This is a genomic window from Planotetraspora thailandica, assembly GCF_016863335.1.
GTDB lineage: Bacteria > Actinomycetota > Actinomycetes > Streptosporangiales > Streptosporangiaceae > Planotetraspora > Planotetraspora thailandica.
In genome coordinates this window covers 80,461-104,751 of sequence record NZ_BOOR01000016.1, presented here as the reverse complement: position 1 = coordinate 104,751, position 24,291 = coordinate 80,461, and the positions used below count along the sequence as shown (strand labels likewise).

Here is a 24,291-nt window from a genome sequence, read left to right as displayed (position 1 = left end):
CCGGCAGCACGATGCCGGAGCCACGCCGAGCTGTTAACAGGCTCCCGGCCCACCCCGGGTCAGAGGTCGAGTTGGTAGCCGTACGCCTGGTGTGTCGGGGCGTAGCCCAGCGCGTCGTTGATGGCGCGCATGTGGCGGTTGCTGTCGGCGGTGTCGGTCAGCAGACCGTCCAGAGCCGGATGGCGCTCCCGGGCCTGCCGTACGGCCAGGGCCTTCATCCACAGACCGAGGCCGTGGCCGCGGTGTTCGGGGAGGACACCCGTACCGTAGTGCTGGCCGTCCCTCGTGCCGTCGCCCCGGACGACCAGTTCGGTGAACCCGGCGATCGAGTCGTCCGACTCGTCGACGGCGACGACGGTGTGAAGCAGGTCGCCGCGCTCGGCGACGACCCGAGCGACGGCCCGGACGCGGTCCACGTCCCAGGTGTCGATGCCGTAGTCGGTGTCGTCCATCGGCATGTCGTCCATAGCCCGGCGGGACGCGGCGAAGGTCGCGGCGAGTTCGTCCGGGACGACACCGTCCCACGACGCCAGCCGGTAGCCGGGGTGCGGCCGTTCGACGATCTCGGCGAGCTCGTCCAGGTCGACGCGGGCCAGCGGCAGCCGGGCGTACGTCAAGGTGAGGACCCGGCGGAAGTCCCGGGCACGCAGGAACAGGTCGCCGGGCGAGCAGGCCTGGACCTGTGCGAAAACGCTGCGCCGGCCTTCGTCTCGTGCCGTCTCTACGGCTGCCGCCAGCAGGTGTGTGCCGATGCCGCGCCGACGCTCGGTGGGGTGGACGGCGATGTCGAGCTCGGCCCGGTGGGCCTGGCCCAGCCCGGTGAACAGCCGGAGGAACGCCGATCCGACGGGGGTTCCGTCCGGTTGCGAGGCCAGCCACACGAGGTGGCGGCTTGCGGGGGAGCGGTCGGGGTCGGTCAGCGGGGTGATGCGAATGGACACGCTTTCTCCGTCGTGAGGAGGTGAATCAGGGCAGGACGCGAGGTCGGCTGCGGAAAGCTCCTGCGCATGTGCACACACCTCTTTCACGATGAGACCCCTGGGAGGGGGCGACCGGCCGACCGTACTGCTGTGGCCGGGGGCACGGCAATCGATTAAGAACGTGTTTGAGAAGGGCTACTCCGTTGGGTGTGGCTCTTCCGCAGTGACTGGTTCGATCGGGCTGTGAGGGTATGTTCGTCCTGGTGACGGCGGTGGCGAAAGCCACGAACGCCTCTGGGCCCTACGCCCATCCAGCTGAGTACGAATACTCATGCGCCGTTCTGGCCGCCTTTAAGATGCTTCGATCATGTTTCTGAAGCTGGCCGTCACCGGCCTGTGGCTCAGGTGGGCAGCCGCCGTCGCGGCGGCCGCAGCCGCCGCCGGCCTCTGGCTCTGGTGGGCCGCACCCCGAGACGACGGCAACGACCGCTGGAAACTGGTGGCCGCCCAGTCGTCGGTCACCTACGGACAGGTCATCGCCACCGGCGAGCACAACGCCTGGGCCTTCGGCTGGGACATCCTCGGCATCGGCGCCTGGCTCCCGATGGCCGACGGCCCGCATCACCCCACAGCCTTCCACTGGGACGGCGACCGCTGGACGAAAAGCGATTTCCCGGTAAAACGCGGCAACGTCGGCCCTGTCGCCGCGTCCGCCCCCTCCAACGTGTGGGCCCTGGCCGACGACGAGGGCATCACCTCCGTCCTGCGCTGGGACGGACGCACCTGGACGATCGTCCAGAAGCTGCCCGCTACGGCCGGGAGCCTCGCCGTCACCGCTGACAACGACGTGTGGGTCTTCGGCGACCACAAGGCCTGGCACTACAACGGCGCCACCTGGTCGGAACAGAGCGTCTCCTTCCACACCTTCCGAGTCAGCGCCCGCTCCGCCTCCGACATCTGGGCCCTCCACGACGACGCCCCCTGGGTGCACCACTTCGACGGCAAGGTCTGGACCCGAGTCAACCTGACCCCGGCTCTACCCACGGCCCCACCCCCGTCCGACGATTCCCCGACCGACCCGACCGGCCCTCGGCTGACCGCCATCACCGCCGACTCCTCCGGCATCTGGATCACCGGGGAGATCGGGGCTTCCTCGTTCCTGCTCTTCCAGACCGGTTCCGGCTGGCGCAGCGAGGACACCTCCGCGAAGGCCGGACGCATGATCCGTGGCCTCCCACCCGTCCCCGACGGCAGGGGCGGCCACTGGTTTCTCGGCTCCACCGACATCAACGGCAACGACTCCGCCCTCGCCCACCGCGACCCCTCCGGCCACTGGACCAGGGTTCCGTCCGGCGGCGAACTGACCTCGCTGTCGGCCGTCCCCGGCGGCCCGCTCCTGGCCACCGGAGTGATCGACAAAGTTTCAGGCGTCTTCCGCAACCTTCCCTGAAGAGGTCCCTGCAGCACCTCGGCCTCCGGTTCCAGCCACGTCCGCACCCACGCGAGCTGCTCGTGAACCTCCTCAATCCGCTGCAAGGGACGAAGTCGGCCTCGTGACCGCCGCACCGGAATCGGCCCCACCAGGTAGGCACGTGCCTGTGGACGTCCGTCCAGAGTCCGACCCGGGCGCGTCAGATCAGGCGACTTGTATAGCCGGCCTGTACAAGGCGTTCGTAGGCGGACTGGACCTCGGCCGGGAACGGCTGCTCGACGGCATAACCGAGCTTGGGGTATTCGACGATCCGCTGAGTATCGCCGACCAGCATGTTGACGACGCGGTCGGAGTCTCCTATCGCGCTCACGTACTGGTCGAGTGGCATCGGGAGCGACGCACAGGTGACGTCGAGCTCTGGCCAAAGCTTCTTGCATGTGGCGTACGCACGTCGCTGCTGATAGGGCCTGGACATGAGGACGGCCGAGCGAACCGTCAGACCTCGTCGGCTGAGCAGGTCACGTGTGCGGGTGATGTTCTGGCCGGTGTTCGTCGCGGTGGGCTCGATGAGGATGGATTCCGCGGGGACGCCCTGCTCGAGGGCGTGTTCGCGATAGTGCACGGCCTCGCCGCGTGGAAATCCGGCGAGAGTCGTGGGTGCGTTGGCCCCGGTGAAGACGATCAGCGGGAACATGCCGCGCGAATACAGGTCGGCGGCGCAGGTCGCCACTCCGAGGTCATGACTGCCGAGACCTATCCCGACGTCGGCAGGTCGAACCGTGTGATGCATGTCGTGGTAGTCCCACAGGACCTCGACGTCGGCGCGGATCGCATCGGGCAGTGCGGCCGGGAGTGTCATACGCGTCACTGTCCTCAGAGGAAATCGTGAATGTGTGCGGCGACGGACTGGTGCGTCGTCGCGCGTTGCGATCGGCCAAGCCTGAGGGGCTCGCCGTACGTATCATCAGGCGCGTGATCGACCTTTCCGACCTCGACGCACGGTTCGAGAGTCTGGCCGAGGACTACGGCCGTCGCCGGATCGCCACGTACGCCGCGGTGGTCCGGTGGGAATGGTACGACGACGAGGCTTTTGATCTGCGCCCGCTGCACTACGAGCGAGACCTGCGCCGGCCGGGACGCCGTCTTCCCGAGCGCCCGTCCCCGGCCGGGGACCACGTCCGCATCGGGTTCGACATCGAGGATCGCGTGGTGGCCCTGCTCGAATACAGCGGCTTCCTCGACGGCGAACTGCATTACGAGACCCTCCGCACGTACGGCGCGGACGTCGTCGAGCAGGCGCGCTTCTACGCCGCGGACGGCCGGCCGATCTACCTGCACGAATACCGCTTCGAGGCGGGCCTGATCCGGACGGCGTCGTCCGCCGCCATCGGCGGGTGCGGATACGAGACCTACGAGTACGACGGGGATCAGGTGACCCATGTCGCCGTGCACCACGCGGAGAGACGACCTGGCGCCTCGCTCCGGACCAGGCTCTGGATGTCGATCGACGCCGTTTACGACGGCAAGGGCCTGGTTCGACTGGAGATCTCGCCACCCGGCAGGCCCCCGCAGGTGAAGTACGAACGCCCACCGGCCGGTTTCACCGTCGAGTCCGCCTGGCAGACGGTCCAGCGTGAACTGCGCGTCCAGATCCCCCGCTCCGTCCGCGCTCTGGCCGTCGAGTCGCCGGCCTACTGCGTCGCCCTCGTGTACGAGGGCCCTGAGGATCCGGCCGATCTCACCATCCACGTGGGGCTGGACGAGGACCGCCAGGCGTACCTGGCCGAGAACGCGGACCCGGACGGTGTCTGGTCACCGGCGGACATGGCCTACGAGACGTCGGCGGACCTCAGCGCGGTCGCCGCCACCGCCCGCCTGCTCGCTCAGGAACTCACCCTGGCCCGTTCCGGCATCGGCAGGGATCTTCTCGCTGCACTCGCGCGCACACTCGCCACCGAAGACTGGAGCGCCGTCTTGCCGACCACAGAGGACTTCGTGGTCTACGCGGTCGACATCGAGATGGCCGACCTCGACCGCAATATGCGCGGGGGAGCCTAAGAGGTCCCAACTCACCCTTGACCGGTGCTGGAAGCCTGCTCACCCGCTCTGACGGCGGACGCGGGGCAGGCCTTCGCCGGTGACGAAATAGAAAGCCGGCAGGAAAATGGTGGCGGCGACCGCCGCTCCGACCATGGGCGCAAGCAGGTAGACCCACAGGAAGTCGAGCTGCCCGGAAATGACCGCCGGCCCGAACTCGCGCGCCGGGTTGATCGAGCCCCCCGTGGTGGTGCCCAGGGAGGCGATCGCCACACCGACCAGGAATCCGACCAGCCAGGGCACGAGCGGCGCCAGCCGGGGTTTCCGCAGGAAGGTCCCCACAAGACAGACGATGACACCCATGCTGACGGCCTCGGCCGCGAACAGCGCGGGGGCCGACCAGCCGGGGCCCGGCCGCAGCACGGCGTACGCTACCGACGGGTCCCCGATCACCGGACCCCACACGGCGCGCGCCGCGAGCACTCCGAGCATCGACCCGGCGAGCTGGACCACGATGTACGGCACGACGGACACGCCGGGGAAGACCCCGAGGCGCCACATGGCGAGCGAGATCGCTGGATTGGTGTGAGCCCCCGAGATCTTTCCGGGCGGGCTGAGGATCAGCCCCGCGAGCAGAGGTCCCACGCACGCGCCGATGAGCAGCAGCCGCAGGTGGATCTGCGGGATCACGTCGGCGATGGGGGAGGGCCCCATGACCCAGCGTGTGATCGTCGTAACGGCGAACAGCAGAGCGAACGTCAGAAGGAACTCCAGCCCGCTGTGCGCCGCGATCATCTTGGGCGTCGGCCGGTCCGGCGGTTCAGTGGCTTCGACCACGGCCACTCGAGCACCGCACGACGTGTGCATGTGCCGTCCCCTTGGAGAGCGCGGAAATCCGCCGTCAGCGCCCGGACGTCTGAGCATCTGTTCCCACATCGATCCATCGCGAATGAGATAGGAGATGCCTGCCGCTGAACAGTGCGTCGCCGACCCCGGTGTTCACTGACGGTGCGGCGCCCTGCACTGGCGCAGGGCGTCGCACGGGGGGATAGGTAGGAGGATAAGTCACTTCTTGGCGAACCCGGCGCGGACATAGTTGACGCCCTGTCCCCAGGCGCCCATGTGGTCGCTGACGATTTCGTTGACGGCGTCGTAGGTGTCCGTACGTGCCCAGTCGCGCTGCAGTTCGGACAGCACGCTCGCGGTGCTGACGGGAACAACGCCTTTCTGGGTCATCCGAATGATCGCGGCGTCGTGAGCGGCGGTGCTGGACCCAGCGGAGGCGTCGACGACGGCGAAGACCTCGTACCCCGCCTCGGTCGCGGACAACGCTGGGAAGGTCAGGCAGACCTCGGTCCACAGGCCGGCGATGAGCAGGCGGCGCCGGCCGGTGGCCTCGACGGCGGCCCGGAAGGCGCCGTCCTGCCAGGCGTTGATGTGGGAGCGGTCGATGACCTCGACGTCCGGGAGAGCGCGCGTGATCTCCGGGATCAGAGGGCCGGAGAAGGTCTCGGCGGCGATGGAGGTGAGCACGGTGGGGAGGTGGAACACCGTGGCCAGTTTGGCGAGGGCGGTCACGTTGTTCACCAGGGTCTGCGGGTCGGCGCTGCGCGCCCCGAAGATCATCTGAGGCTGGTGGTCGACGAGGACGAGCGCGGTGTCCTCGGCGTTGAACAGGCTGGCGACGGCGTTGTCGGGCAGGTCCTGCACGGTGCTGGTGGGCATGGGGATACCTCTCTGCACGAGTAAGGATGGTGGGTTATCGACTTTCCTTTGGAAAGTGCCTTACGTTCAGAAGCTAGCCCACCGCTCTCCCGGTGCGCAAGTCGCTATCCATTGGTAAGCTTGCAGCGTGTCCACGTACGAGCCTGATTTCTGCCCCCGTTACCACCAGGCCGTCGAGATGATCGGCCGCCGGTGGGCCGGGGTGATCCTGCGCGAATTGCTCGCCGGAGCCACGCACTTCCGGCAGATCGGCGACGCCATCCCCGACATCAGCGACAAGCTGCTCTCCGAGCGGCTCAAGCGCTTCGAGAGTGAAGGCGTCATCGAACGCGTCGTGCTCCCGACCACTCCCGTGACCATCGAGTACCGGCTCACGGACAAGGGTCGCGCACTGGAGGCGGCCGTCCGCGAGCTCTCCTTGTGGGCCGAGACCTGGCTGCCCGCAGAGGACGAAGCGAAGGGAGTTCGGACCGGCGCATGACAAGTCCTGGTGAGGGGCGGCTCAAGGACCGCGCCCTCGCCGTGGCGTTCCGGGGTGCGGACTACTTGCGGGCGTAGGTCAGCGCGACCACGCCGGATTCGAACGTGCGGCTTCCGACCAGCGTCAGCGAGGTCTTGTCGGGTGATTCGGAGTACAGGCGCGCACCCGACCCCAGAATGACGGGGAACACCATGAGCCGCAGCTCGTCCACGAGGCCTCGCTTCAAAAGCTCCTGCGCGAGCGAACGGCTGCCGTGGACGAAGATGTGCCCGCCGCCGTCCTGGCGTTTGAGCGTCTCGACCTCGCCGGTCAGGTCGCCTTTGAGGAGGGAGGCGTTCCACTCCAGCGGCTCGTGCAGGGTGCCGGACACCACATATTTGGGCAGCGCGTTCATCCGGTCCGCGAACTCGCCCGTCACCGTGGGCCAGGCGCCGGAGAACCCCTCGTAGGTGACACGGCCGAGCAGCAGGGCCGAGGTCTCCAGGAGCTCCTCGTACCGGTAGGCGTCGTGCTCCGGGGCGAAGTGCTCCAGCACCCAGCCGTGGTGCCGGAAACCCGGCTCGCCTCCCGGAGCCTGCATCACTCCGTCGAGTGAGACGAACTCAGACACGACCAGCTTCGTCACGACGACCTCCTCATCGAGCGGCGACGATCGGGTCGCGGACCAGAACACCCTCACGCACCATCCGCCGTACGAATCCCTCGGCGTTGTCATAGCCAGGAAGGCGCCAGGCGGACCCCTTCAGCCAGAACGATCTGCGCGTCGCGCCGGGAATCTCCGCGAAACCGTCGAGGCGCTGAGTGATCGGTAAATGGGGCATCGATGTGCCGAGCGCGAAGCTGATCCCGAAGAATGTGGCGTCGTCGGGAACGGGGGCCGGGCCGGCCTTCGACTCCGGCCCTTGAACAGCCACCTTGACCTGACCGCGGTGCTCCCAGAAGACCAGATCCCAATGCGCGGTCGCGACCGACGTCATCCGGTCGACGTCGTGGCTCCTGCTTCGCCACACCCGCTCGATGTACGGCGAATCGGACGATCGGCTCTCGACTTCCAAGCCCATCCGAGCCATCCCCCCTTCGTTCCACCCGCCGCGGAAGTGTCCAGGCAGACCATCTCAAGCAGCACCGACAATGTCGCCGACGGCGGTCCTGGAGCGAGGCGGGCAAGGCCGGTGTAGTACGGCTGGACTGCTATCGTCCGCAATGCTCCGCTGCTCCCAGCCGCGGGCTGATGTCATCCTCAGCCAGATGGGAAGCCTTCTTGTGAACAGCCCGGAGCGGCCCTTCCGTTTGATCGTGACCGGGGGTGGGACGGGGGGGCACACTTATCCCGCTCTCACCGCGGTACGCACCTTGCAGGCCAGGCTTCAGGCGAGAGGCCGGGCGCTGGAGGTGCTGTGGGTGGGGACGGTCGGCGGCTTGGAGGCCCGGGTCGCCGCGAGTGAGGGAATCCCATTTGCGCACGTCGCCACCGGGAAGGTGCGCCGGGCCCGTAACCCGCTGAAGATGGTGACGGCGGCCAACGTCCGCGACATGGGCCGTGTTCCGCTGGGTGTCGCCCAGGCACGGTCGATCGTGTCCGATTTCGAGCCCGATGTCGTGCTGGCCACCGGCGGCTACGTCGCCGTCCCCGTGGGCCTGGCGGCCAAGATGTGTCACCGTCCGCTGGTGGTTCATGAGCAGACCGTCCGTCTGGGTCTCGCCAACCGGATGCTTGCGCGTGCCGCGGCACGCGTGGCCGTGTCCTCCGAATCGAGTCTGCCGCTGCTGCCGGAGTCTGCGCGCCGGTCTGCTGTGGTGACGGGCAACCCGGTGCGGCCCGAGGTGTTGTCGGGCCATCCTGCCAAGGCCGTCGATGCTCTTCGCCTGTACGGTTTCGACCGCACCCGGCCCACCGTCTACGTGACGGGCGGCGCCCAGGGGTCGCAGCAGATCAACGGCCTGGTGGCGGCGGTCCTCCCGTGGTTGCTGTCCCACGCGAACGTCATCCACCAGTGCGGTCCGGCGAACCTCGCCGGCCTTCGTGAGCGGGTGGCGGGGTTGCCCTGGGATCTGGCGGGTCGCTATCACCTCACCGACTATGTCGGCCCTGAGTTGCCCGACGTGCTGGCCCTGGCCGATGTGGTGATCTCCCGGAGCGGAGCGGGGACCATCGCCGAGCTGACCGCGCTGGGCAAGGCCGCGGTGCTCATTCCCCTGGCCAGTTCGGCCGGTGGGGAGCAGGCGCACAACGCGCGTCATCTGCACGAGTCCGGCGCCGCGGTCGCCCTGCTGGGCGAAGTGACGCCGGACGCGGTGGGGCAGGCCGTGGGCCGGTTGATCGCCGATCCGCGCCTGCGCGCCGGCATCGCTGACCGGGCTCGGTCGCTCGGGCGGCCCGACGCGGCGGACCGGCTCGTCGACGTCGTGCTGTCCGCCGCCGGCTGATCTCGCTTATGGCGCGGGTAGGCGCCCGGGCTGAATCATCGACTGAGATCTCGGCGTTCAGGGGCGGGCCGCGCACCCGATATCCGAATGCGTGAGCGCTTGCCTGAGCTGGACAATGCCCCGGTGGACGACCTGGACTTCTTCGCCGACCTGATGATCACCGGCACCATGCTGGGCCTTGACCACACCAGCACGCGGCCGGACGTCGAGGAGGCGCTCGGGCATGACTGCACGTTCGAGGCGCCGTCGGGAATGATCTCCGATTTCGGCTTGGTCGAGTTCGGCTGGTGGCGGGGCAGGGCTGACGACGAGTGGGCGGTCACCTACTTCGGAGCGCAGACGCACCGGCTGCCATGGTTGACCGGCACGAAGCAGATCGAGTCCGCGCTCGCCGACCGCTACGGCGTGTTCCGGCCGCGACTCGACTTCGGCGAACTGCACAGCGCCGTGCAGGCACGCGGGTTCACGTTGGCGGAGCTCCCATCGCCCAACGACGGAATGATCGAGTATTGGGAGCCCACCTCCAGGATGGGTCTCCTTGTAGTGGCGGACCCGGAGGAGTGGGAAGAACTGCCCGGGACCGTGCTCAAGATGCTGGGGCCGGAGAATGGTCATGTCTACCTGTTGTTCCAAGGGCGTGAGCAGGCGTTCCGGAGCTACGCCGACCATCTGCTGACCTTGCGCGAACCGGACCTGGTCGCCTGGCTGGACAGACGTGAACCCGGCGCGGAACCCGGCCGAACCAACTGGTGGGCCTACCTGCGCAACGTGGTGGCCCGCCGTACCGGGCACACGCCCGCCCAAGAGGCACGGTGGCGGCGACTCGGCTTCGTCCTCGACCGCCACGCGGCAGAGCGGGGGATCGACACCGCAGACGAGGCGGCCGTGACGCTGATCGGCTCGCTCACCGAGGCCCGCGCACGGGGCATGGCCGACGGGTTGCCGACGATGGACCAGGCGGCGGAACGGTGGCTGGCGGCAACGACGACCCTCGCGCATGCCACACGCCTGTGCGCCGATCGGCCCCTCGACCCTGACGGCGTCCGGCTGTCCCGGCGGCTGCGAAACCAGATCCACTTGATCCAGCCGTGCCTGCCGTACATCACGTCCGCTGCTCTGGCCGACGAACTGCGGGCCTGGATCGAGCTGAAGCCCGCGCTGCTTCGGCTGCCGATCAAGGAATAGCCCGCTGGACAGCCGCCGGAGGCGTCAGGCTGTGGGCCGGCCTGGCCCCTGGACGAGCCCGCCGCACCCATGGCGGCGGCCGGGGAGCGCAGGGCTCACGACTGGCAGCGCTTGAGGCCGTCCGGGGTGTAGCACGGCAGGTGGCCGAAGGTCTTCAACACCTCCTGGCCATTGCCCCTGATCACGTAATTGAGGAAGCTCGAGGTCAGGGAGCCGGAGGCCGGTGCGCCGTCGGTGTAGGCGTACTCGATCTCGGTGAAGCGGTACGTGTTGTCGCCGATGGCTTTGATCGACGGTGCATGGCCGTCGATGTTCAGGGTGTGCAGACGCTTGGTGGTCGTCGCGGCCCTCAGCTCGCTGTAGCCGATGGCGCCGGGCAGCTCGGCGACGGTCTTGAGCACTTCGTCCGTGCTGTCCAGTTCGCAGCGGATGATCTTGTCCTGCGGGGAGTTCTTGCTTTCGCAGTCCCGGGAGGTGAAGGCGGGCTCGCCCTGGCCGTCCAAAATGCGCCGTCGGAACAGGTCACGCGTGCCGGAGTTGGCGTCGCGGCTGACGAGCCGGATGGGGAGGTCGGGGCCGCTCAGCTCCTTCCAGTTGACGATGTCGCCCCGGTAGATCCGGCGTATCTGGTCGATCGTCAGGTTCCTGATGCCGGTCTTGTCGTTGACCACGAGGGCGAAAGCCGCGATCGCGACCCGGTCCTCCCTGAGCTGCGTGTAGCTTGCCGGCTTGGGGCCGTCGGAGACGGCAAGCAGGGCCGGGGACCCGTTGTTCGCGCCGCCCCCTTCGGCCAGTTCGCGCACTCCCTCGTTGCTGCCGTGCGCGTCCACCGTGATCTCCGAGCCCGGGCAGTCCGCCTCATACCGAGTGGCGAGTTCCCGCATGGCCGGGGCGAAGGCGGTGGACCCGACCACCCTGAGCTCGCCCGTGGCGCAACCGATGGGAGGGGCCGACTGCCGGAAGACGATGATGCCCGCCAGCATGAGGAGGCAGGCGGCGAGGACGATGGTGGTCGCCAAGGCGAGCTTGCTGAACAGGGGCGGCTTGTCGTCGACCGACATGCTGCGGGTGCGCTCCACCTTGCCGTCCTGGATGCCCCCGGTGACTTCGACCCTCCCGACGCGGCCGCCGGTGAGCAGTACGAGCAGCTTGAAGTACTCGTCCTCATTGAGCGGGACGCGCGGCAGGCGGATGGCGTTGCCGCTGTACTGCATGCCTCCCTTGCCCTCGACCGGGACGAAGTAGCCCAGCAGGTGCTCTGCCTCGGGGTCGGGAATGACCTCGACGTTCCGTACGGTGCGCCCGGCGAAGACGACGGTGAGGCCGTGATTCTTGTCGGGGTTGGTGTAGTCGGCGTCGGAGATGCTGCTGGTGCCGGTGTTCTCGATACGGAGGAGCGCGAGGGTGACATTGGACATGCCGGGTTGATCGGTGAAGAGCCCGAGCGGTGCGTTCGGCCGCGTCTCTTCGCCGCCGTTGCCGCCGACGGCGGTGTCCATCTGGACGCGGTGGCCGATGCGTTTGCCGCGCCGCGTTCGCAGCTGGTAAAGGCCGCCCGCGGCGGGCGCCACGAGGCCGAGCAGCGCGGCGACCACGGCGACGATGTTCTCGGGGCTGAACCAGTTCACCCTTGTGACGCTCCCCGTGAATGCCCCGGAATGCGGGCTTTCAATTTGATACGGCAATAGCCCCACATATGATCTTCGCTCGCGATATGTGGCGGCAATGAGGATTCGGGTGTTTTAACTGACCGGTTCTCCGATGTTCGCCGGGAGTTCGCCGCCGCATGACGGCACGCGAAGCGCCACGCTTTGCCGCTCGACCGTCACCCACGCTTCGTGGCGAAACAGACCTCGCGCGAGCATCTGCGCGGTGGCGCACCCGTCGGAACCGGGGGCGTGGCTGTGACTACCGGACAGCTCCTTTTCGACGCCATTGCGAGCGATGTAGGCGACGGTCATATCCCATATTCGCCGTTGTAGCCCGACATCGTAGGACGCGGCGGGGGAGCGGATTTGGGTTCCGATGTGGAAGTACCCGTGGTCTCGGCCAATTCCGGTGCGGTGGCCACATTGAGGGTGGCATGAGCGCCTTCCGGAGGCCCGGTTCAAGGTGGCCCAGGGCCCGGCCGCCTCGTCGCCGCCGGGAGACGGCCGGGTGAGAATGAAATATGGCCCGGTGGGTGCTCCACGTCGACCTCGACCAGTTCGTCGCCGCCGTCGAACTGCTGCGCCGTCCGGAGTTGCGCGGCCGCCCGGTCGTCGTCGGCGGAGACGGTGATCCGGCCAAGCGGGGCGTGGTCAGCACGGCGTCCTACGAGGCCCGCCCGTACGGCGTGCACTCCGGCCTTCCTCTGCGGACGGCGGCGCGGCGCTGTCCCGACGCGGTGTTCCTGCCCGTGGACCGGGAGGCGTACGAAGCGGCGTCGTCACAGGTGATGGCGGCGTTGCGGGAGATCGACGCCGTCCTGGAGGTGCTCGGCTGGGACGAGGCGTTCCTCGGGGTCGAAACCGACGACCCGGAGGAGACGGCCCGGGAGATCCGCAGGCGCGTGCGAGAGTCGAGCGATCTCGACTGCACCGTCGGCATCGGAGCGAACAAGCTGCAGGCCAAGCTGGCGACCGGGTTCGGCAAGCCCGCCGGGATCTTCAGGCTCACTGGCGAAACATGGTTCGAGGTGCTCGGAGACCGGCCCACCGACGCGCTGTGGGGGATCGGTCCCAAGACCGCCCGGCGGCTGGCCGCGATAGGCATCGACACCGTGGCGCGGCTCGCGGCCGCCGACCCGGACGCCCTCGCCGCGCAGTTCGGCCCCACGACAGGCCCGTGGCTGGTTCGGCTGGCCCAGGGCCGGGACAGCTCGCCGGTGATCGGCACGCCCTGCGCGGCGCGCTCCCGCAGCCGGGAGACCACCTACCAGCACGATCTCGACGATTGGGGTCAGGTGCGGCGCGAGGTCGCCGGTCTGGCGCGCCGCGTCGCCGACGACGTCGCCGTCGAGGGGCGGCCTGCGACCCGCGTCGTCGTGAAGGTGCGGTACGCCCCGTTCATCACCCACACCCACGGCCACACGCTGACGGTGCCGACCGCGGCGGCCACGGAGATCGAGCAGGCCGCCCGCTCCGCCCTCGATCGGTTCACCGAACGGCGGCCGGTGCGGCTGCTGGGCGTCAGAGCGGAGTTCGTCCGCTAGAGGTCGCAGGACGGCCCGGACGCTACTCCGGTCGTGCCGCGGCCCGGACCTGGCGGACCACCTCCTGCACGCCCCCGTTCCAGGGCGCGCCGTGCCCCGGCAGCACCCACTTCGCCCGCACCTCCCCGAGCCGGTCGAGCGACGCCAGCGCCTGCTCCCGATCATCGGTGAACGGCGCCGGCTGCGGCCCGCGCTGTCCGGTGAGTACGTGCCGCGTCGTGAGGCCGTCGCCGACGAACACCGCATCGACTTCGGGCACATGAACGGCGATGCTGCCCGGCGAGTGCCCCGGCAACCCCAGGATGCGGGGCGCGCCCGGCAGGTCGAGCACGTCGCCGTCGGCCACCTCCGACACCTCAGTGAGGTACGTCGTGCGCAGGCCGCCCTTTCGGCTGGCGTACCAGAGGAAGCCGGCCGTGGCGCCGATCCTGGCGCGCCCCCAGCTGTTCTTGACCTTGACCTCGCCCCGGGCGCGCGCGGCGTCGGCGCTGTGGACGAAGACCGGGATTCCGTGCTCGCGGCGGAGCCGTTCCGCGAAGCCGAGGTGGTCGGTGTCGCCGTGGGTGAGCACGACGCCGCGGACGTCGGACGGAGTCCGGCCCAGGGCGGCGAGCTCGGCGGTCAGCTCCCGCCAGTGGCCGGCCAGCCCGGCGTCGACGACCGTCACGCCGTCGCCGGTGACGACCAGATAGACCGCCACGATGTCGTTCCCGATGCGATGCAGGTGGTGATCGAGCTTCATGATCCTTCTCCTCGCCGATCTGCGATGATGGCTACGGTACATAGCCATCATAGCTATGGTCCATAGCTATGATGAAATCGACCCCGGAAGGAGAACAGCATGCCGACGCCCGAACGCACCTCGCTCGAAGCCATCGTCGAAGCAGCCCGCGACATCCTGGAGTCGCACGGGCTCGCGCAGCTGACCATGCAGGCGGTCGCCGACCGGGTCGGCGTGCGCGCCCCCTCGCTCTACAAGCGGGTCCGCAACCGCGACGCCCTCGTCCGCCTCGTCGCCGAGGTCACCCTCCTCGACCTGGAGAGGCAACTCCACGCCGTCCCGGCGGCTCCCGACCCCCGTGAGACCCTGGTCGAGCTGCTTCGCGCCTTCCGCGCGTTCGCCCACGCCCGCCCGGCCGCCTACCATCTGGTCTTCACGAACACCCCGGGTTCGGGCAGGCCCGACCCCGCCCTCCTGGCCCGCGCGGCGGCCCCCCTCCTGCAGATATCCGCCGACCTGGCCGGCCCCGCCGAAGCCCTGGAGGCGGCCCGCACGACAACCGCCTGGGCGCACGGCTTCATCAGCATGGAACTGGCCGCCGCCTTCAACCTCGGCGGCGACGTGGACCGCGCCTACGAGTACGGCATGGCCCGCCTGGCGGCCGCCCTCACCAACCCGGCCTAGCGCACTTTCGTTTCCCCAAGGAAACGCCAGGTGGGGCATTTACCCGAATTAGGGCGGTTCCGGGGAGCGAGTCCCTCGAGCCGGGGGAACAGGCACCATCATGAGGCGCAACATGGTGAACGGCGCCGTCGGCGGCGCGATCGCGACCGGCGTGTACAGCGCTGTGCTGATGGCGGGCAAGCGCGCCGGCCTGCTGGATCACCCGCCCCCCAAGAAGGTGATGCGGATCCTGCTTCCCGGCAGCAGGCATCGCCCCAAACCGGGCGAGAACGCGTTCGCGACGATCGCTCACTTCGCGTACGGCAGTTCCGCCGGGGCGGTGCTGGCCTCGTTGTTCCGCGGGCAGCAGGTGCCCCTGCCGATCGGCGCGGCGTACGGCCTCGCGCTCTGGTATGCAGGCTTCCAGCACTGGACGCCCCGGATCGGCGCGCTTCCGCCGGTCTCCCACGACGACCCGCGACGTCAGGCCTTGCTGGCCCTGGGCCACGTGGTGTACGGCGTCTCGCTGGCGCTCTCGATGAACATGCTGAGCGCCCGCAAGGGCCCGGCCGCCCGCATCAGCCCGGCTGAGGGCTACGAGTACCAGCGGTCGAAGTTCCTGACCCCGCAACCTCAGCCGGCTCGCTGACGCAGGTCGTCGTGACCCGTCCGCCGAGGTCAGCGTGGGCCTGCGCTCCGTGGGCGTTTGGCGTTGACGTTCCGCCCGAGATGGCGGTGTTTCGCCTGCTCCAGAAGGGCGTGAATCTCGCGGAGCTTCTTGTGGAGCTTGCTCCTGTCCATGGTGGCGACGAAGCCCACGAAGTTCTCCTTTTTGTGCCTGACGGCGCCACCGGTTTCGTGCGCGGCAGGGGAGGCGGTGGAGGCGCTGCTCAGCTGGGCCGGCTCCATCGGCACCGAAGGGCCGGGCGCGGAGGGGCTTGGCGCGGGCGGGGACGATGCCAACTCGGCGATCCTGACATTCCGTATCAGGTGCACGTCGGTGGCGCCCCCGGTGGATGCGGCGAATCCGAACAAGTAGGAAGCCGGCACCGGCTGAGGCGCAGGGAAGGACAACACCTGCTGGAAGCCCGCACCGTCATTGAAGTCGACGTCCACCGTGACGATCGGGTTGGGCGCCGGCGTGATCCGGATCCGGACGGTCCGTTTACTGGGCTCCAGGTCTGCCTGGGCCGTTTCGGGATCGGACGAGATGTCGGTCAACGGCCCGTGGAGCCGGCCGGGCAACGTCGACGGCCGCGCCCCGGTCGCGGAGAAGTTCGAAGTGGTGGCGGTCAGGAAGCAGTATCCGGCGGTGCCGTTCCCGGGGCCGCGTACGGTCACCATGTTCGGCCCGGGGGGCCTGTCGGGCGTGGTGCCGGCCGGTGATCGCAGCGCGCATCCGTCGCCGCGCTGCTCCGCGTCGCCGTAGAAGCCGCCGAACACGTCGAACCCGATGCCGAGGTATCCGCCGTTCACGCCGGGAAGGAAGGTGTTCTGCGGATCGTCGTCAGGGAGCTTCTGGGCGTACCCGAGGCTGCCGCCGAACGCCCCGGGCTGTGTCAGCGTGGCGGCGCCGTCGACGAGGAAGAAGGAGAGCCCGTCGGCCGCGTCGCCCGAGGTGTTGCCGTACTGCCATTGCTCGAACGTCACATCCACTCCACGGCTGGAGGGGGTCGGCGAGTTGAGGAGCACGGCGCCGGCTTGGTTCTCGCTCGCGTCCGTCAGTTGGAGATAGCCGAACGGCGCGCCAGACCCTGGAGGTACCGGGCCCGCCGGGGTCGAGCTGCATCCCCCGAGCGGATGGAGACCCGGGCCGGGTGGCGTTCCCTGCGGTGCGCCGGTCAGACATGCCGACCCGAACGCCTGGAACCTGGGGTCCGCGGTGGCGCCTGTGAAGGTCTCCAGGACGGTGTCGGCTTGCCGGGTTGCATCGGCATGTGCGCCGAGAGGCGCGGGGGCCGCGGCGGCGCTGAGGGCAGCGGCGGCCGCGGCCAGACTGAAGCGCTTGAGGATCATGCGTGGAACTCCCTGCAGACATGGCCATCGCGGTCATCTCCCTACCGAAGGGCATCGCATCATGTGCCGTTTCGGCTGGGCGGCATTGACCTGTGGGGATTACCGACCCTTTGCAGTGGGAGCTCCAGAATGGCGGCGGCCCCGCCTCAAGGATCATCCCGTCAGGGAGCGTTGCATGAGCAGGGTGTCGATCCAGCGGCCGTGCTTGTACCCCACACCGGTCAGCCGACCGGCTTCGGTGAAGCCGAAGCGGCGGTGCAGGGCCGCTGAGGCGTCGTCGCCCGTGTCGGCGATGACCGCGATCATCTGGCGCATCCCTGCGTTGGCGGACTCGGCCACCAGGCCACCGAGCAGCGCCGTGCCCAGCCGGCGACCGACATGGCCGGGGGCGATGTAGATCGTGTCCTCGACGGTGTGCCGGTAGGCGGTTTGGGGCGCCAGGGGCCGGCGTAGGCGTACCCGGCCACCTCGCCGGACAGGTCGGCGACGAGGAACGGCAGGCCGCGCCCGGCGAGCTCCTCCAGCCATCGCCGCCACTCGTCGACCGTCCGGGGTGTCTCGTCGAAGGTGGCCACGCTGTTGGTGACGTAGTAGGCGCCGATCTCGGCTACGGCCTTCAGGTCCTCGGGTGCCGCTGCACGGATTTCGGCCTCGGGTATCGTCACGAGATCCTCATTTCGCTATAGCGTAATATATCATTATTATAGAGGAATGGTGGACCTTGCGGCTTTGGGGCGGCGCGTGCAGGAGCTCAGGCACGTCCTCGGCTTGACCCTTCAGCAGTTGGCCGACGCGGCCGACGTCAGCGTGAGCATGTTGTCCTCGGTGGAGCGCGGCCAGAAGGCGCCCACCGTCGTCGTGCTCGGCCGCATCGCCGACGGCCTCGGCCTGCCCCTCGCCGAGCTGGTCGCCCAGCCGGACGACCGGCACCTGCTCGTGCGCCGCGCCGCCGATCAGGACACCGTCGAGGAGCCCGGCGGATGGCACCGGACGATCCTCACCCCCGTGGTGCCCGGGGTGAACTTCGAGTGGATCCGCACGACGCTGCCCGCGGGTTGCGACGCGGGCCGGTTTCCGGCCTACGCCCCGGGCTCGCACGAGTACGTCGTGGTCGAGTCGGGCACGCTCCGGCTGAGCGTCGCGGACAGGGCCGTCGAGCTGGGTGAGGGAGACTCGGCCTACTTCGCCGCCGACGCCGATCACGGCTACGCCAACCCCGGCTCGGTTCCCTGCACGTACTACGTCGCCGCGCTCATCATGCGCCCGCGTGCCGCCCAACCGCACCACTGAGCGGTCCACTCCGGCGCCTGCGTCCGGCGGCGGCCGCGGCGGGAACGGGGAGACGATAAACCGGTGGCAGGCGGCTCATCGCCGCCCTATGGTCGCCGCGTGAACGACTCGATCCTCATTCGCCCGGGTTCGGCCGCCGACGCGGCCGGCATCGCCGAGGTGTTCCTCGCCGCCCGGGGCAAGATGACCTACCTGCCCGAGCTGCACACCGATGAGGAGACCCGCGCGTGGATCTCGCAGGTGATGGTGCCGGACCATGAGATGTGGGTCGCCACCGCGAACGGCGAAATAGTGGGATTCGCCGCGCTGTCGATGGACGGGCTGGAGCACCTCTACATCTCACCGCCCGAGCAGGGTCGCGGGGTCGGATCAGAGCTGCTGAGCATGGCCAAACGGCAACGGCCGGAGGGCCTTCGGCTCTACGTCTTCCAGCCCAATGCCGGGGCCCGCCGCTTCTATGAGCGGCACGGGTTCACGGCGGTCGAGTTCGGCGACGGCAGCGGCAACGAAGAAGGTGTGCCCGACGCTCTCTACGCATGGCCCGAGCGGTCCTGAGGCCGGGGCCCGGAGGTCCACCATGCCGGCCCGGCCGTACCGCAGGAAGCCTGGGATCGTCACCGCCGGTGAGTCCCCGCTGACACCGGTAGTAACAGGGACAGGCTGAGCGGGCGGCGGCGTCCTACGCTGGTCGCATGCCCATGGGAAGCAAACTGGGTGATTACCTGCGGGTTCGCCGTGAACGGCTGCGTCCGGAGGATGTCGGCCTGCCCGGCAGTGATCGGCGGCGGGTGCCGGGTCTGCGGCGGGAGGAGGTCGCGCTGCTGGCGGGCATCAGCGTGGAGTACTACCTGCGCCTGGAGCAGGGCCGTGATCAGCATCCGTCCGACCAGGTCCTCGAGAGCATCGCCCGGGCGTTGCAGCTCGATGCGGATGCCGAGATCTACCTGCGGGAGCTGGCGCGGCCGGTGCGTCCGGCGCGTCGCCGGGCCGTGGCCCGCGCCGAGCAGGTCAGCGGGAGCGTGCAGAGCCTGATCGACGACTGGGCGACCACGCCCGCGCTCGTTCACGGCCGGTACATGACGACCCTCGCGGCCAACGCGATGGCCATTGCGCTCAGCCCCTTCTTCGCGCCGGGCGTCAACACGATGCGGGCGGCCTTCCTGGAACCGGAGATGCGGGAGTTCTACCGCGATTGGGAGGGGATGACGGCCAAGTCCGTGTCGTACTTACGGTCGGTCATCGGGGCCGCCGACGACGATCCCCGGTTGATCGAACTGGTCGGCGAGCTCAGCCTGCGCAGCGACCGTTTCCGGATGTTGTGGGCGCGTCACGATGTGCGGCACCAGACGAGCGGGGTCAGCCGGCTGCTTCATCCGCAGGTCGGGGCGCTGGATCTGCGGTACGAGAAGCTGGCGATCCCCGGCGCCGCCGGGCAGATGCTGGTCACCTATCACGCCGAGCCCGGTTCCCTGTCTCATGAAAAGCTCCGGCTGCTCGGCAGCCTGGCCGTACGGCCGGAGCCGGGCACGGCCGTGCCCGCCGAAGTGTCCCTGACGGGGGAGTCCCGCTCCACACGGGACGAGTGAGTCAGGCGTCGGCCCCGATTCCCTTCACCGCGGCGCGGAAGACCCGTTCGCGTTGATCGTCGTCACGGTAGACGCCGACGCTCACGCCGATCGCGAATCGCATCACGTCGTCGATGTCGAGGATTGGATCGACCTGCCCCGCCTGTTGCGCCCGGGCGATGAGCGACCCCCCGGCGGCGTAGATGGCGTCGCGCGCCGCCGGATAGGCGTTCGGGTTGAAGGCCAGACCTTCGATGAGCACGCGCTTGGTGCTCGCGAGTCCGACGAACCGTCGAAGCCAGGCGACGAGAGCGCCGAACGGATCATCCGCCCCCGCGAGCTCCTCGGCGTACTCGCACACGGTTTGGACCTCGGAGAGGTACACGACCTCGACGAGCGCCTCACGGGTCGGAAAGTTCCGATACAACGTCGCGTTGCCGACGCCGGCTCGCCGTGCGACCTCGTCCATGCTCGCGTTCGCACCGAGTTCAGCGAAGACGTCACGTGCCGCCGCGACGAGTGCGTCGAAGTTGCGGGCCGCGTCCGCCCGGTGCGGGCGCCGCTGAGCGAGCAGGTCGAGCATGAACAGAACCCATCTGGTCGAAACGGACACACTCCCCAGTAATATGGGGAGTGTCCCCGGATATTCGGGGAGGTAATCCATTTCAGCACAGGAAGAAGCGAATCGTGGCAGACAGGCTGGACACGATCACCATCGGCCGCGACCTCGAGGTCCGCAAGATCGGTTATGGGGCCATGCAGCTCACCGGCCCTCAGGTGTGGGGTCCGTATCCGGACCACGAGGGCGGCGTCCGGCTCCTCCGCTCTCTCCTGGACCAGGGCGTGAACTTCATCGACACCGCCGACGTCTACGGGCCGCACACGAACGAGCTCCTCATCCGTGAGGCCCTCCACCCGTATTCGGACGAGCTCGTCATCGCGACCAAAGGCGGGTTCGTGCGCGGCGGCTACGAGTACTCGACCCTCGGCTGGGTCGGAAACCCCAAGTATCTCCGGCAGTCGCTCATGATGAGCCTGCGGCGGCTCCGCCTCGATCGCGTGCAGCTCTACTACCTCCACAGCGGCTACGCCACCGACGCCCCCTTCGAAGACCAGATCGGGGAGCTCAAGGCCATGCAGGACGAGGGATACATCCAGCACATCGGCCTCTCCAACGTCACGCCCGAGCAGTTCGCCACAGCACGCGGCATTGCCGACATCGTCGCGGTCACCGCCCTCTACAACGTCGGCAATCGCAGGGGAGCCCAGCTGCTCACGGCGGCTGAGGAGTCCGGCGCCGTCTTCTCGCCCTGGCATCCCGCAAGCCTCCGCGACGGCGGCGACAACGCGGACCGGGTGGCGTCGGCCCTGGCCCCCATCGCCGCCGCGCACGGCGTCACCCCTCAGCAGCTCGCGATCGCCTGGCTCCTGCACCGTTCCCCCGCCATGCTCCCGATCCCCGGAACCAGGAGCCTCGCGCACCTGCGAGAGAACGTGGCGGCCGCGTCGGTCGACCTCAGCGACGACGAAGTCGCGACCATCACCGAACTCGTCGACGAAAAGGCGATCCACGGGTGACGAGGTTCGGCGTCGAGGACGGGCGACGGTCAGCTCGGTGATTCGCCGAGGGTGGCGGCGATGTCGTTGAGGCGGCCCATCGCGCCGAATGTGCCGAAGACGTCCATGTAGTCGCGCATCTCGACGATCTCGCCGTTCCGGGCGCGCAACATCAGCAGGCCGGATGCCTGGAACGGGCGCCCTTCGGGGCCGATCGTGCCGGCGCTGCGCCATTCACCGACGACGACCTCCGGGTCTGCGGCCTCGTGGACGACGACGTCGCTGATCTCGGCCAGTGTGACGGGGCTCGGGTCCCATGCCGCGTGGTACAGGGCCCGGATCTCCTCTTGCCCGTCGAGTCGTGCCGGCCAGCCTGGCACCCGGAAGGGGAACTCGTGTACGGCGTCGACCGCGTACAGATCGGCGAGGTCGTCGGCGGACTTGTCGATCATGGCGCGGTGGTAGCGGCGCAGCAATTCGCGTGGGGTGGCGTTCAACGGTGCTCCTTGCTCAACGGTTGTTGACTCAACTGGCTCAACGATCGTAGAGCGAAATGAAAGGCTCGGTCAACGCCGGTAGAGTCCAGGTGTGGAGCAACCGCCGACCACGCGCGCGCAGCGACGGCGCCGCACCGAGGAGCGCATTCTGTCCGTCGCCCGCGGGATGTTCGCGGAGCGCGGGTTCGAGCGCACGACCATACGGGCGGTGGCGGCGGCGGCAGAGGTGGATCCCGCCCTCGTCATGCAGTACTTCGGTTCGAAGCAGGAGCTGTTCGATCAGGCCGTACGGCTCCCGCCGATCCCTCCGTTGGAGGGCGACACGGTGGAGCTGATCGAAGAGCTTCTGGCCAGGATCGGCATGAAGATCGGCCCAATTCCCGAGGGCTCACTGGCGATGATGCGCTCGATGCTCACGCATCCGGACGCCGCCGACCGCGCCCGTGCGACGCTGGACGATCAGGTCGCGACGGTGGGCGCCGCGATCGGGGCCGAGGACGCCGACCTTCGGGCCGCCCTGATGATCAGCACGATGCTCGGCGTCACCATCGCGCACCAGTTGCTGGACCTCAGCGCGCTTCGGGAGGTCTCGGCCGAGAGGATCGCCCAGTTGCTCCGCCCGTCGCTCAAGGCGCTGGCGGATGCCGAAGCGGCAGCCGACTGACGCCGTCGCTCGGAGCAGGAGCACTCGGGGCAGGAGCAAGTAGGTGCACAGGCTGGTCAGACCGCGCCCGGCGGAACGGCCGTGTCGAATCGCAGCCCGCTGGCGCCCTCGCCTTGCCCTGTCCGCACATGCCGGCCGATCCAGAGCACCGTGCCTCCCCCCTCGGTTCGGGCCTGCTGGAATGCACGCGTGATCGTCACTCCTTCGCGGGGAACCTCTTCCTCGGCGATGAGCAGCCGGTCCGTGGCCGGGTCGGCGCCTGACGACGTGAGCAGCACGGTTCCCAGCGGATTGACCAGATCGGCCGGTTCGTCCGCGCGGTAGCGCAGCATGGGCCGCCTTTCGAGGACGTGGTGCGCCGTGGGGTCGCCCTGCCGCTCCCGCACGGCCACGAAGGGCATCCAGTTGTCCGGCACCGGCGTCATGAGGCGGTAGACGATCTGCGCGTCCCCGAGGTCGTCGGGGTCCGACTGCAGTAGAGAGACGCGGGCGGCCTGGCCGGCACGCGGCACCGGCTCGCCGGAGGAGTGTCCCGGCACGACCCGTTCGACGCCCCAGACCAGGTTGGCCATCTCGTCCCGGAAGAAGGCGACTTCCTCCAGGGGCAACCCCTGGAGGACCCGCGGCACGGTGGGGGCGAGCACGAACACGTCGGCCAGCCTCGTGGTGTCGCCCACCGGGGTGGACTGGAAGGCCGCCCATCCCGGCGAGGTCGCCTCACGCGCCGGCCCCAGGTCGGCGGTCACGCCGAACGTGTCCACCACGCGCACGTCGTCGATCCGGGTGGCGCTGCCGTACGGAAGGATCAGCGGGACGTGGAACCAGTCCACGGAGTAGGCCAACGCGAACTCGACGACGGCCAGTCGCGCGAGGTCGGTACGGCTGGCCTGCAGGCCACCCAGGTAGACGGCGGAGTCCTCGAACGCGAACAGCCGGTCGGCGGGCATTCCGGCGAAGCGCACGGGTGCCGGCAGCGTGGTGTCGGCCACCGGAGCAGGAGGGGTGGGAGCCGCGGCCGTGCCGAGGTCGGGCGCCGCCGTGAGGTCGCCGTGGAACCAGTCGAGGGTGCCGCCGGTGTACTCCTCGACGAGCAGGGTCACCGGGCCGTCCGACAGTGGCGCCTGCGCGGCGAACGCGTGTTCCAGCCGGCGCGGGTTCCATGACTCGCCGGTCGGTGCGACTAGGAGGCCGCCGGCCCAGACGCGCCAGCGGATCACGATCTCGCGCACGGCCTCCCCGTCCGGTCCCGCCGCGCTCGCGAGCCGGTCGGGCAGCCCTGTGAGGCCGCCGGCGCCGTCGTCGAACGCTTCCAGGGCGTCGAGCACCGCCGACCCGTCGGGCACACGGCCTGCCGCGAGCCGTGCGCGTGCCTCACCTGCCGGGTCGGACACGTCAGGGCTCGGCTCGGCGTGAATCGGCTCGGCGTGAATCGGGTAGGCGGCGGCCGCCGCGGCGGCCACGGAGGCGTGACCCGCCGCCCTCAGCAATCTCATCAGGTGCAGCCCGGTCTGCGTGCGCAGCCGCAGCGGCAGCACCGCGGGGATCTCCGCCTCGACGCGAGCCTCAAGGGGCAACGCACCCGGCGTGCCCGGTGGTTCGAGGTCGACGGCCGCCGCGGCCGCGTGCCCGCCCGGCAGGCCCGCGTGGAAGCGGGCGAACGGCACGGTCTCGCCGCGCACGGTGGCCTTGACCGGGCTCCCCGCGTCCTCACCGCGCAGCTCGTCGAACTGCCACTGCCGGCCGAGCATCCACAACGGGTCGGCGACGAGAGCCTGGACCCCCGGTGTGAGGTCCCCGGTGGTCAGCGGCAGAGGCTCGAGCCGCGACCATGTCGGGATCACCGGGACGGTCGCCCACAGCCGCAGGTCGGCGGCCGCGGCCGCCGCCTGCACGGACCAGTCGCGCCGGTCAGGCATCG

Annotated in this window: 28 protein-coding genes; 13 read left to right on the top strand and 15 right to left on the bottom strand. The window is 69.2% G+C overall.

Annotated elements, in window-relative coordinates:
- Window positions 1–59 precede the first annotated feature (59 nt).
- Window positions 60–941: a GNAT family N-acetyltransferase gene (locus Pth03_RS13190; protein ID WP_203944511.1), complete on the bottom strand. Its 882-nt coding sequence runs from the start codon at window positions 939–941 to the stop codon at window positions 60–62.
- Window positions 942–1,287: 346 nt separating this feature from the next.
- Here Pth03_RS13190 and Pth03_RS13185 point away from each other — a divergent pair, with 346 nt between their 5' ends.
- Complete coding sequence (locus Pth03_RS13185) at window positions 1,288–2,370, top strand: hypothetical protein (RefSeq protein ID WP_203944510.1); 1,083 nt, start codon at window positions 1,288–1,290, stop codon at window positions 2,368–2,370.
- 181 nt (window positions 2,371–2,551) lie between these two features.
- Here the strand turns inward: Pth03_RS13185 and Pth03_RS13180 are convergent, their stop codons facing one another.
- The gene (locus Pth03_RS13180; protein WP_203944509.1) at window positions 2,552–3,211 is read right to left on the bottom strand and encodes a YdcF family protein; all 660 of its coding nucleotides are present in this window, start codon (window positions 3,209–3,211) and stop codon (window positions 2,552–2,554) included.
- Window positions 3,212–3,324: 113 nt separating this feature from the next.
- On the opposite strand from Pth03_RS13180, the gene Pth03_RS13175 reads away from it, so the two are divergent.
- Window positions 3,325–4,410 (top strand): hypothetical protein, encoded by a 1,086-nt coding sequence (locus Pth03_RS13175; RefSeq protein WP_203944508.1) that lies wholly within the window; start codon window positions 3,325–3,327, stop codon window positions 4,408–4,410.
- Window positions 4,411–4,449: 39 nt separating this feature from the next.
- Here the strand turns inward: Pth03_RS13175 and Pth03_RS13170 are convergent, their stop codons facing one another.
- Window positions 4,450–5,232 (bottom strand): MIP/aquaporin family protein, encoded by a 783-nt coding sequence (locus Pth03_RS13170; RefSeq protein ID WP_203944507.1) that lies wholly within the window; start codon window positions 5,230–5,232, stop codon window positions 4,450–4,452.
- A gap of 222 nt (window positions 5,233–5,454) precedes the next feature.
- Window positions 5,455–6,114, bottom strand: coding sequence for a hydrolase (locus Pth03_RS13165; RefSeq protein ID WP_203944506.1), 660 nt, complete (start codon window positions 6,112–6,114; stop codon window positions 5,455–5,457).
- Between the two features lie 127 nt (window positions 6,115–6,241).
- On the opposite strand from Pth03_RS13165, the gene Pth03_RS13160 reads away from it, so the two are divergent.
- A complete protein-coding gene (locus Pth03_RS13160) occupies window positions 6,242–6,595 on the top strand; it encodes a winged helix-turn-helix transcriptional regulator (protein ID WP_203944505.1) in 354 nt (117 codons plus the stop codon).
- Between the two features lie 61 nt (window positions 6,596–6,656).
- On the opposite strand, the gene Pth03_RS13155 is transcribed toward Pth03_RS13160, so the two are convergent.
- Entirely contained in the window at window positions 6,657–7,220 is a 564-nt protein-coding gene (locus Pth03_RS13155) for a dihydrofolate reductase family protein (protein WP_203944504.1), read from the bottom strand.
- 10 nt (window positions 7,221–7,230) lie between these two features.
- Entirely contained in the window at window positions 7,231–7,656 is a 426-nt protein-coding gene (locus tag Pth03_RS13150; protein WP_203944503.1) for a hypothetical protein, read from the bottom strand.
- A gap of 187 nt (window positions 7,657–7,843) precedes the next feature.
- Here Pth03_RS13150 and Pth03_RS13145 point away from each other — a divergent pair, with 187 nt between their 5' ends.
- Both Pth03_RS13145 and Pth03_RS13140 read left to right on the top strand, forming a co-directional pair.
- Window positions 7,844–9,022, top strand: a complete 1,179-nt coding sequence (locus Pth03_RS13145; RefSeq protein WP_203944502.1) for a UDP-N-acetylglucosamine--N-acetylmuramyl-(pentapeptide) pyrophosphoryl-undecaprenol N-acetylglucosamine transferase — start codon at window positions 7,844–7,846, stop codon at window positions 9,020–9,022.
- Window positions 9,023–9,109: 87 nt separating this feature from the next.
- Window positions 9,110–10,207, top strand: coding sequence for a hypothetical protein (locus Pth03_RS13140; protein ID WP_203944501.1), 1,098 nt, complete (start codon window positions 9,110–9,112; stop codon window positions 10,205–10,207).
- Between the two features lie 95 nt (window positions 10,208–10,302).
- On the opposite strand, the gene Pth03_RS13135 is transcribed toward Pth03_RS13140, so the two are convergent.
- Both Pth03_RS13135 and Pth03_RS13130 read right to left on the bottom strand, forming a co-directional pair.
- Window positions 10,303–11,835 (bottom strand): substrate-binding domain-containing protein, encoded by a 1,533-nt coding sequence (locus Pth03_RS13135; RefSeq protein WP_203944500.1) that lies wholly within the window; start codon window positions 11,833–11,835, stop codon window positions 10,303–10,305.
- Window positions 11,836–11,949: 114 nt separating this feature from the next.
- A complete protein-coding gene (locus Pth03_RS13130; protein ID WP_203944499.1) occupies window positions 11,950–12,168 on the bottom strand; it encodes a hypothetical protein in 219 nt (72 codons plus the stop codon).
- A 209-nt stretch (window positions 12,169–12,377) separates the two neighbouring features.
- Between Pth03_RS13130 and Pth03_RS13125 the strand changes: the two genes are divergently transcribed.
- The gene (locus Pth03_RS13125) at window positions 12,378–13,400 is read left to right on the top strand and encodes a DNA polymerase IV (protein ID WP_203944498.1); all 1,023 of its coding nucleotides are present in this window, start codon (window positions 12,378–12,380) and stop codon (window positions 13,398–13,400) included.
- 22 nt (window positions 13,401–13,422) lie between these two features.
- On the opposite strand, the gene Pth03_RS13120 is transcribed toward Pth03_RS13125, so the two are convergent.
- On the bottom strand, window positions 13,423–14,142 hold the full coding sequence (locus tag Pth03_RS13120) for an MBL fold metallo-hydrolase (protein ID WP_203944497.1): 720 nt from the start codon (window positions 14,140–14,142) through the stop codon (window positions 13,423–13,425).
- 99 nt (window positions 14,143–14,241) lie between these two features.
- On the opposite strand from Pth03_RS13120, the gene Pth03_RS13115 reads away from it, so the two are divergent.
- Together Pth03_RS13115 and Pth03_RS13110 are read left to right on the top strand one after the other, a co-directional pair.
- Complete coding sequence (locus Pth03_RS13115; RefSeq protein ID WP_203944496.1) at window positions 14,242–14,805, top strand: TetR/AcrR family transcriptional regulator; 564 nt, start codon at window positions 14,242–14,244, stop codon at window positions 14,803–14,805.
- A gap of 100 nt (window positions 14,806–14,905) precedes the next feature.
- The gene (locus Pth03_RS13110) at window positions 14,906–15,433 is read left to right on the top strand and encodes a DUF6789 family protein (protein ID WP_203944495.1); all 528 of its coding nucleotides are present in this window, start codon (window positions 14,906–14,908) and stop codon (window positions 15,431–15,433) included.
- A gap of 29 nt (window positions 15,434–15,462) precedes the next feature.
- Here Pth03_RS13110 and Pth03_RS13105 read toward each other — a convergent pair whose 3' ends face one another.
- From Pth03_RS13105 to Pth03_RS13100, 3 genes are all read right to left on the bottom strand, one after another.
- Window positions 15,463–16,800, bottom strand: coding sequence for an L-type lectin family protein (locus tag Pth03_RS13105; protein ID WP_203944494.1), 1,338 nt, complete (start codon window positions 16,798–16,800; stop codon window positions 15,463–15,465).
- Between the two features lie 153 nt (window positions 16,801–16,953).
- Entirely contained in the window at window positions 16,954–17,193 is a 240-nt protein-coding gene (locus Pth03_RS42060) for a GNAT family N-acetyltransferase (RefSeq protein ID WP_275413096.1), read from the bottom strand.
- A complete protein-coding gene (locus Pth03_RS13100; RefSeq protein ID WP_275413094.1) occupies window positions 17,103–17,465 on the bottom strand; it encodes a GNAT family N-acetyltransferase in 363 nt (120 codons plus the stop codon). The genes Pth03_RS42060 and Pth03_RS13100 overlap by 91 nt, the downstream gene beginning before the upstream one ends.
- A gap of 46 nt (window positions 17,466–17,511) precedes the next feature.
- Between Pth03_RS13100 and Pth03_RS13095 the strand changes: the two genes are divergently transcribed.
- The 3 genes from Pth03_RS13095 (at window position 17,512) to Pth03_RS13085 (ending at window position 19,676) form a co-directional block, all read left to right on the top strand.
- Complete coding sequence (locus tag Pth03_RS13095) at window positions 17,512–18,090, top strand: helix-turn-helix domain-containing protein (RefSeq protein ID WP_203944493.1); 579 nt, start codon at window positions 17,512–17,514, stop codon at window positions 18,088–18,090.
- 99 nt (window positions 18,091–18,189) lie between these two features.
- The gene (locus Pth03_RS13090; protein ID WP_239118998.1) at window positions 18,190–18,645 is read left to right on the top strand and encodes a GNAT family N-acetyltransferase; all 456 of its coding nucleotides are present in this window, start codon (window positions 18,190–18,192) and stop codon (window positions 18,643–18,645) included.
- Window positions 18,646–18,782: 137 nt separating this feature from the next.
- A complete protein-coding gene (locus Pth03_RS13085; RefSeq protein WP_203944492.1) occupies window positions 18,783–19,676 on the top strand; it encodes a helix-turn-helix transcriptional regulator in 894 nt (297 codons plus the stop codon).
- Window position 19,677: 1 nt separating this feature from the next.
- Here the strand turns inward: Pth03_RS13085 and Pth03_RS13080 are convergent, their stop codons facing one another.
- Window positions 19,678–20,268, bottom strand: a complete 591-nt coding sequence (locus Pth03_RS13080) for a TetR/AcrR family transcriptional regulator (protein ID WP_203944491.1) — start codon at window positions 20,266–20,268, stop codon at window positions 19,678–19,680.
- Between the two features lie 74 nt (window positions 20,269–20,342).
- On the opposite strand from Pth03_RS13080, the gene Pth03_RS13075 reads away from it, so the two are divergent.
- Window positions 20,343–21,233: an aldo/keto reductase gene (locus Pth03_RS13075; RefSeq protein WP_239118997.1), complete on the top strand. Its 891-nt coding sequence runs from the start codon at window positions 20,343–20,345 to the stop codon at window positions 21,231–21,233.
- A gap of 29 nt (window positions 21,234–21,262) precedes the next feature.
- Here Pth03_RS13075 and Pth03_RS13070 read toward each other — a convergent pair whose 3' ends face one another.
- Window positions 21,263–21,709, bottom strand: coding sequence for a nuclear transport factor 2 family protein (locus Pth03_RS13070; protein ID WP_203944490.1), 447 nt, complete (start codon window positions 21,707–21,709; stop codon window positions 21,263–21,265).
- Between the two features lie 91 nt (window positions 21,710–21,800).
- Between Pth03_RS13070 and Pth03_RS13065 the strand changes: the two genes are divergently transcribed.
- The gene (locus Pth03_RS13065; RefSeq protein ID WP_203944489.1) at window positions 21,801–22,373 is read left to right on the top strand and encodes a TetR/AcrR family transcriptional regulator; all 573 of its coding nucleotides are present in this window, start codon (window positions 21,801–21,803) and stop codon (window positions 22,371–22,373) included.
- A 56-nt stretch (window positions 22,374–22,429) separates the two neighbouring features.
- Here the strand turns inward: Pth03_RS13065 and Pth03_RS13060 are convergent, their stop codons facing one another.
- A complete protein-coding gene (locus Pth03_RS13060; RefSeq protein ID WP_203944488.1) occupies window positions 22,430–24,289 on the bottom strand; it encodes a hypothetical protein in 1,860 nt (619 codons plus the stop codon).
- Window positions 24,290–24,291: the final 2 nt, after the last annotated feature.

Bases quoted from the DNA above. Each gene is read 5' to 3' on its own strand.
- Pth03_RS13185 (WP_203944510.1), top strand. From the start codon at position 1,288: ATGTTTCTGAAGCTGGCCGTCACCGGCCTGTGGCTCAGGTGGGCAGCC.
- Pth03_RS13180 (WP_203944509.1), bottom strand. From the start codon at position 3,211: ATGACACTCCCGGCCGCACTGCCCGATGCGATCCGCGCCGACGTCGAG.
- Pth03_RS13165 (WP_203944506.1), bottom strand. From the start codon at position 6,114: ATGCCCACCAGCACCGTGCAGGACCTGCCCGACAACGCCGTCGCCAGC.
- Pth03_RS13150 (WP_203944503.1), bottom strand. From the start codon at position 7,656: ATGGGCTTGGAAGTCGAGAGCCGATCGTCCGATTCGCCGTACATCGAG.
- Pth03_RS13145 (WP_203944502.1), top strand. From the start codon at position 7,844: ATGGGAAGCCTTCTTGTGAACAGCCCGGAGCGGCCCTTCCGTTTGATC.
- Pth03_RS13140 (WP_203944501.1), top strand. From the start codon at position 9,110: ATGCGTGAGCGCTTGCCTGAGCTGGACAATGCCCCGGTGGACGACCTG.
- Pth03_RS13130 (WP_203944499.1), bottom strand. From the start codon at position 12,168: ATGACCGTCGCCTACATCGCTCGCAATGGCGTCGAAAAGGAGCTGTCC.
- Pth03_RS13125 (WP_203944498.1), top strand. From the start codon at position 12,378: ATGGCCCGGTGGGTGCTCCACGTCGACCTCGACCAGTTCGTCGCCGCC.
- Pth03_RS13120 (WP_203944497.1), bottom strand. From the start codon at position 14,142: ATGAAGCTCGATCACCACCTGCATCGCATCGGGAACGACATCGTGGCG.
- Pth03_RS13115 (WP_203944496.1), top strand. From the start codon at position 14,242: ATGCCGACGCCCGAACGCACCTCGCTCGAAGCCATCGTCGAAGCAGCC.
- Pth03_RS13110 (WP_203944495.1), top strand. From the start codon at position 14,906: ATGAGGCGCAACATGGTGAACGGCGCCGTCGGCGGCGCGATCGCGACC.
- Pth03_RS13105 (WP_203944494.1), bottom strand. From the start codon at position 16,800: ATGATCCTCAAGCGCTTCAGTCTGGCCGCGGCCGCCGCTGCCCTCAGC.
- Pth03_RS13095 (WP_203944493.1), top strand. From the start codon at position 17,512: ATGGTGGACCTTGCGGCTTTGGGGCGGCGCGTGCAGGAGCTCAGGCAC.
- Pth03_RS13085 (WP_203944492.1), top strand. From the start codon at position 18,783: ATGCCCATGGGAAGCAAACTGGGTGATTACCTGCGGGTTCGCCGTGAA.
- Pth03_RS13060 (WP_203944488.1), bottom strand. From the start codon at position 24,289: ATGCCTGACCGGCGCGACTGGTCCGTGCAGGCGGCGGCCGCGGCCGCC.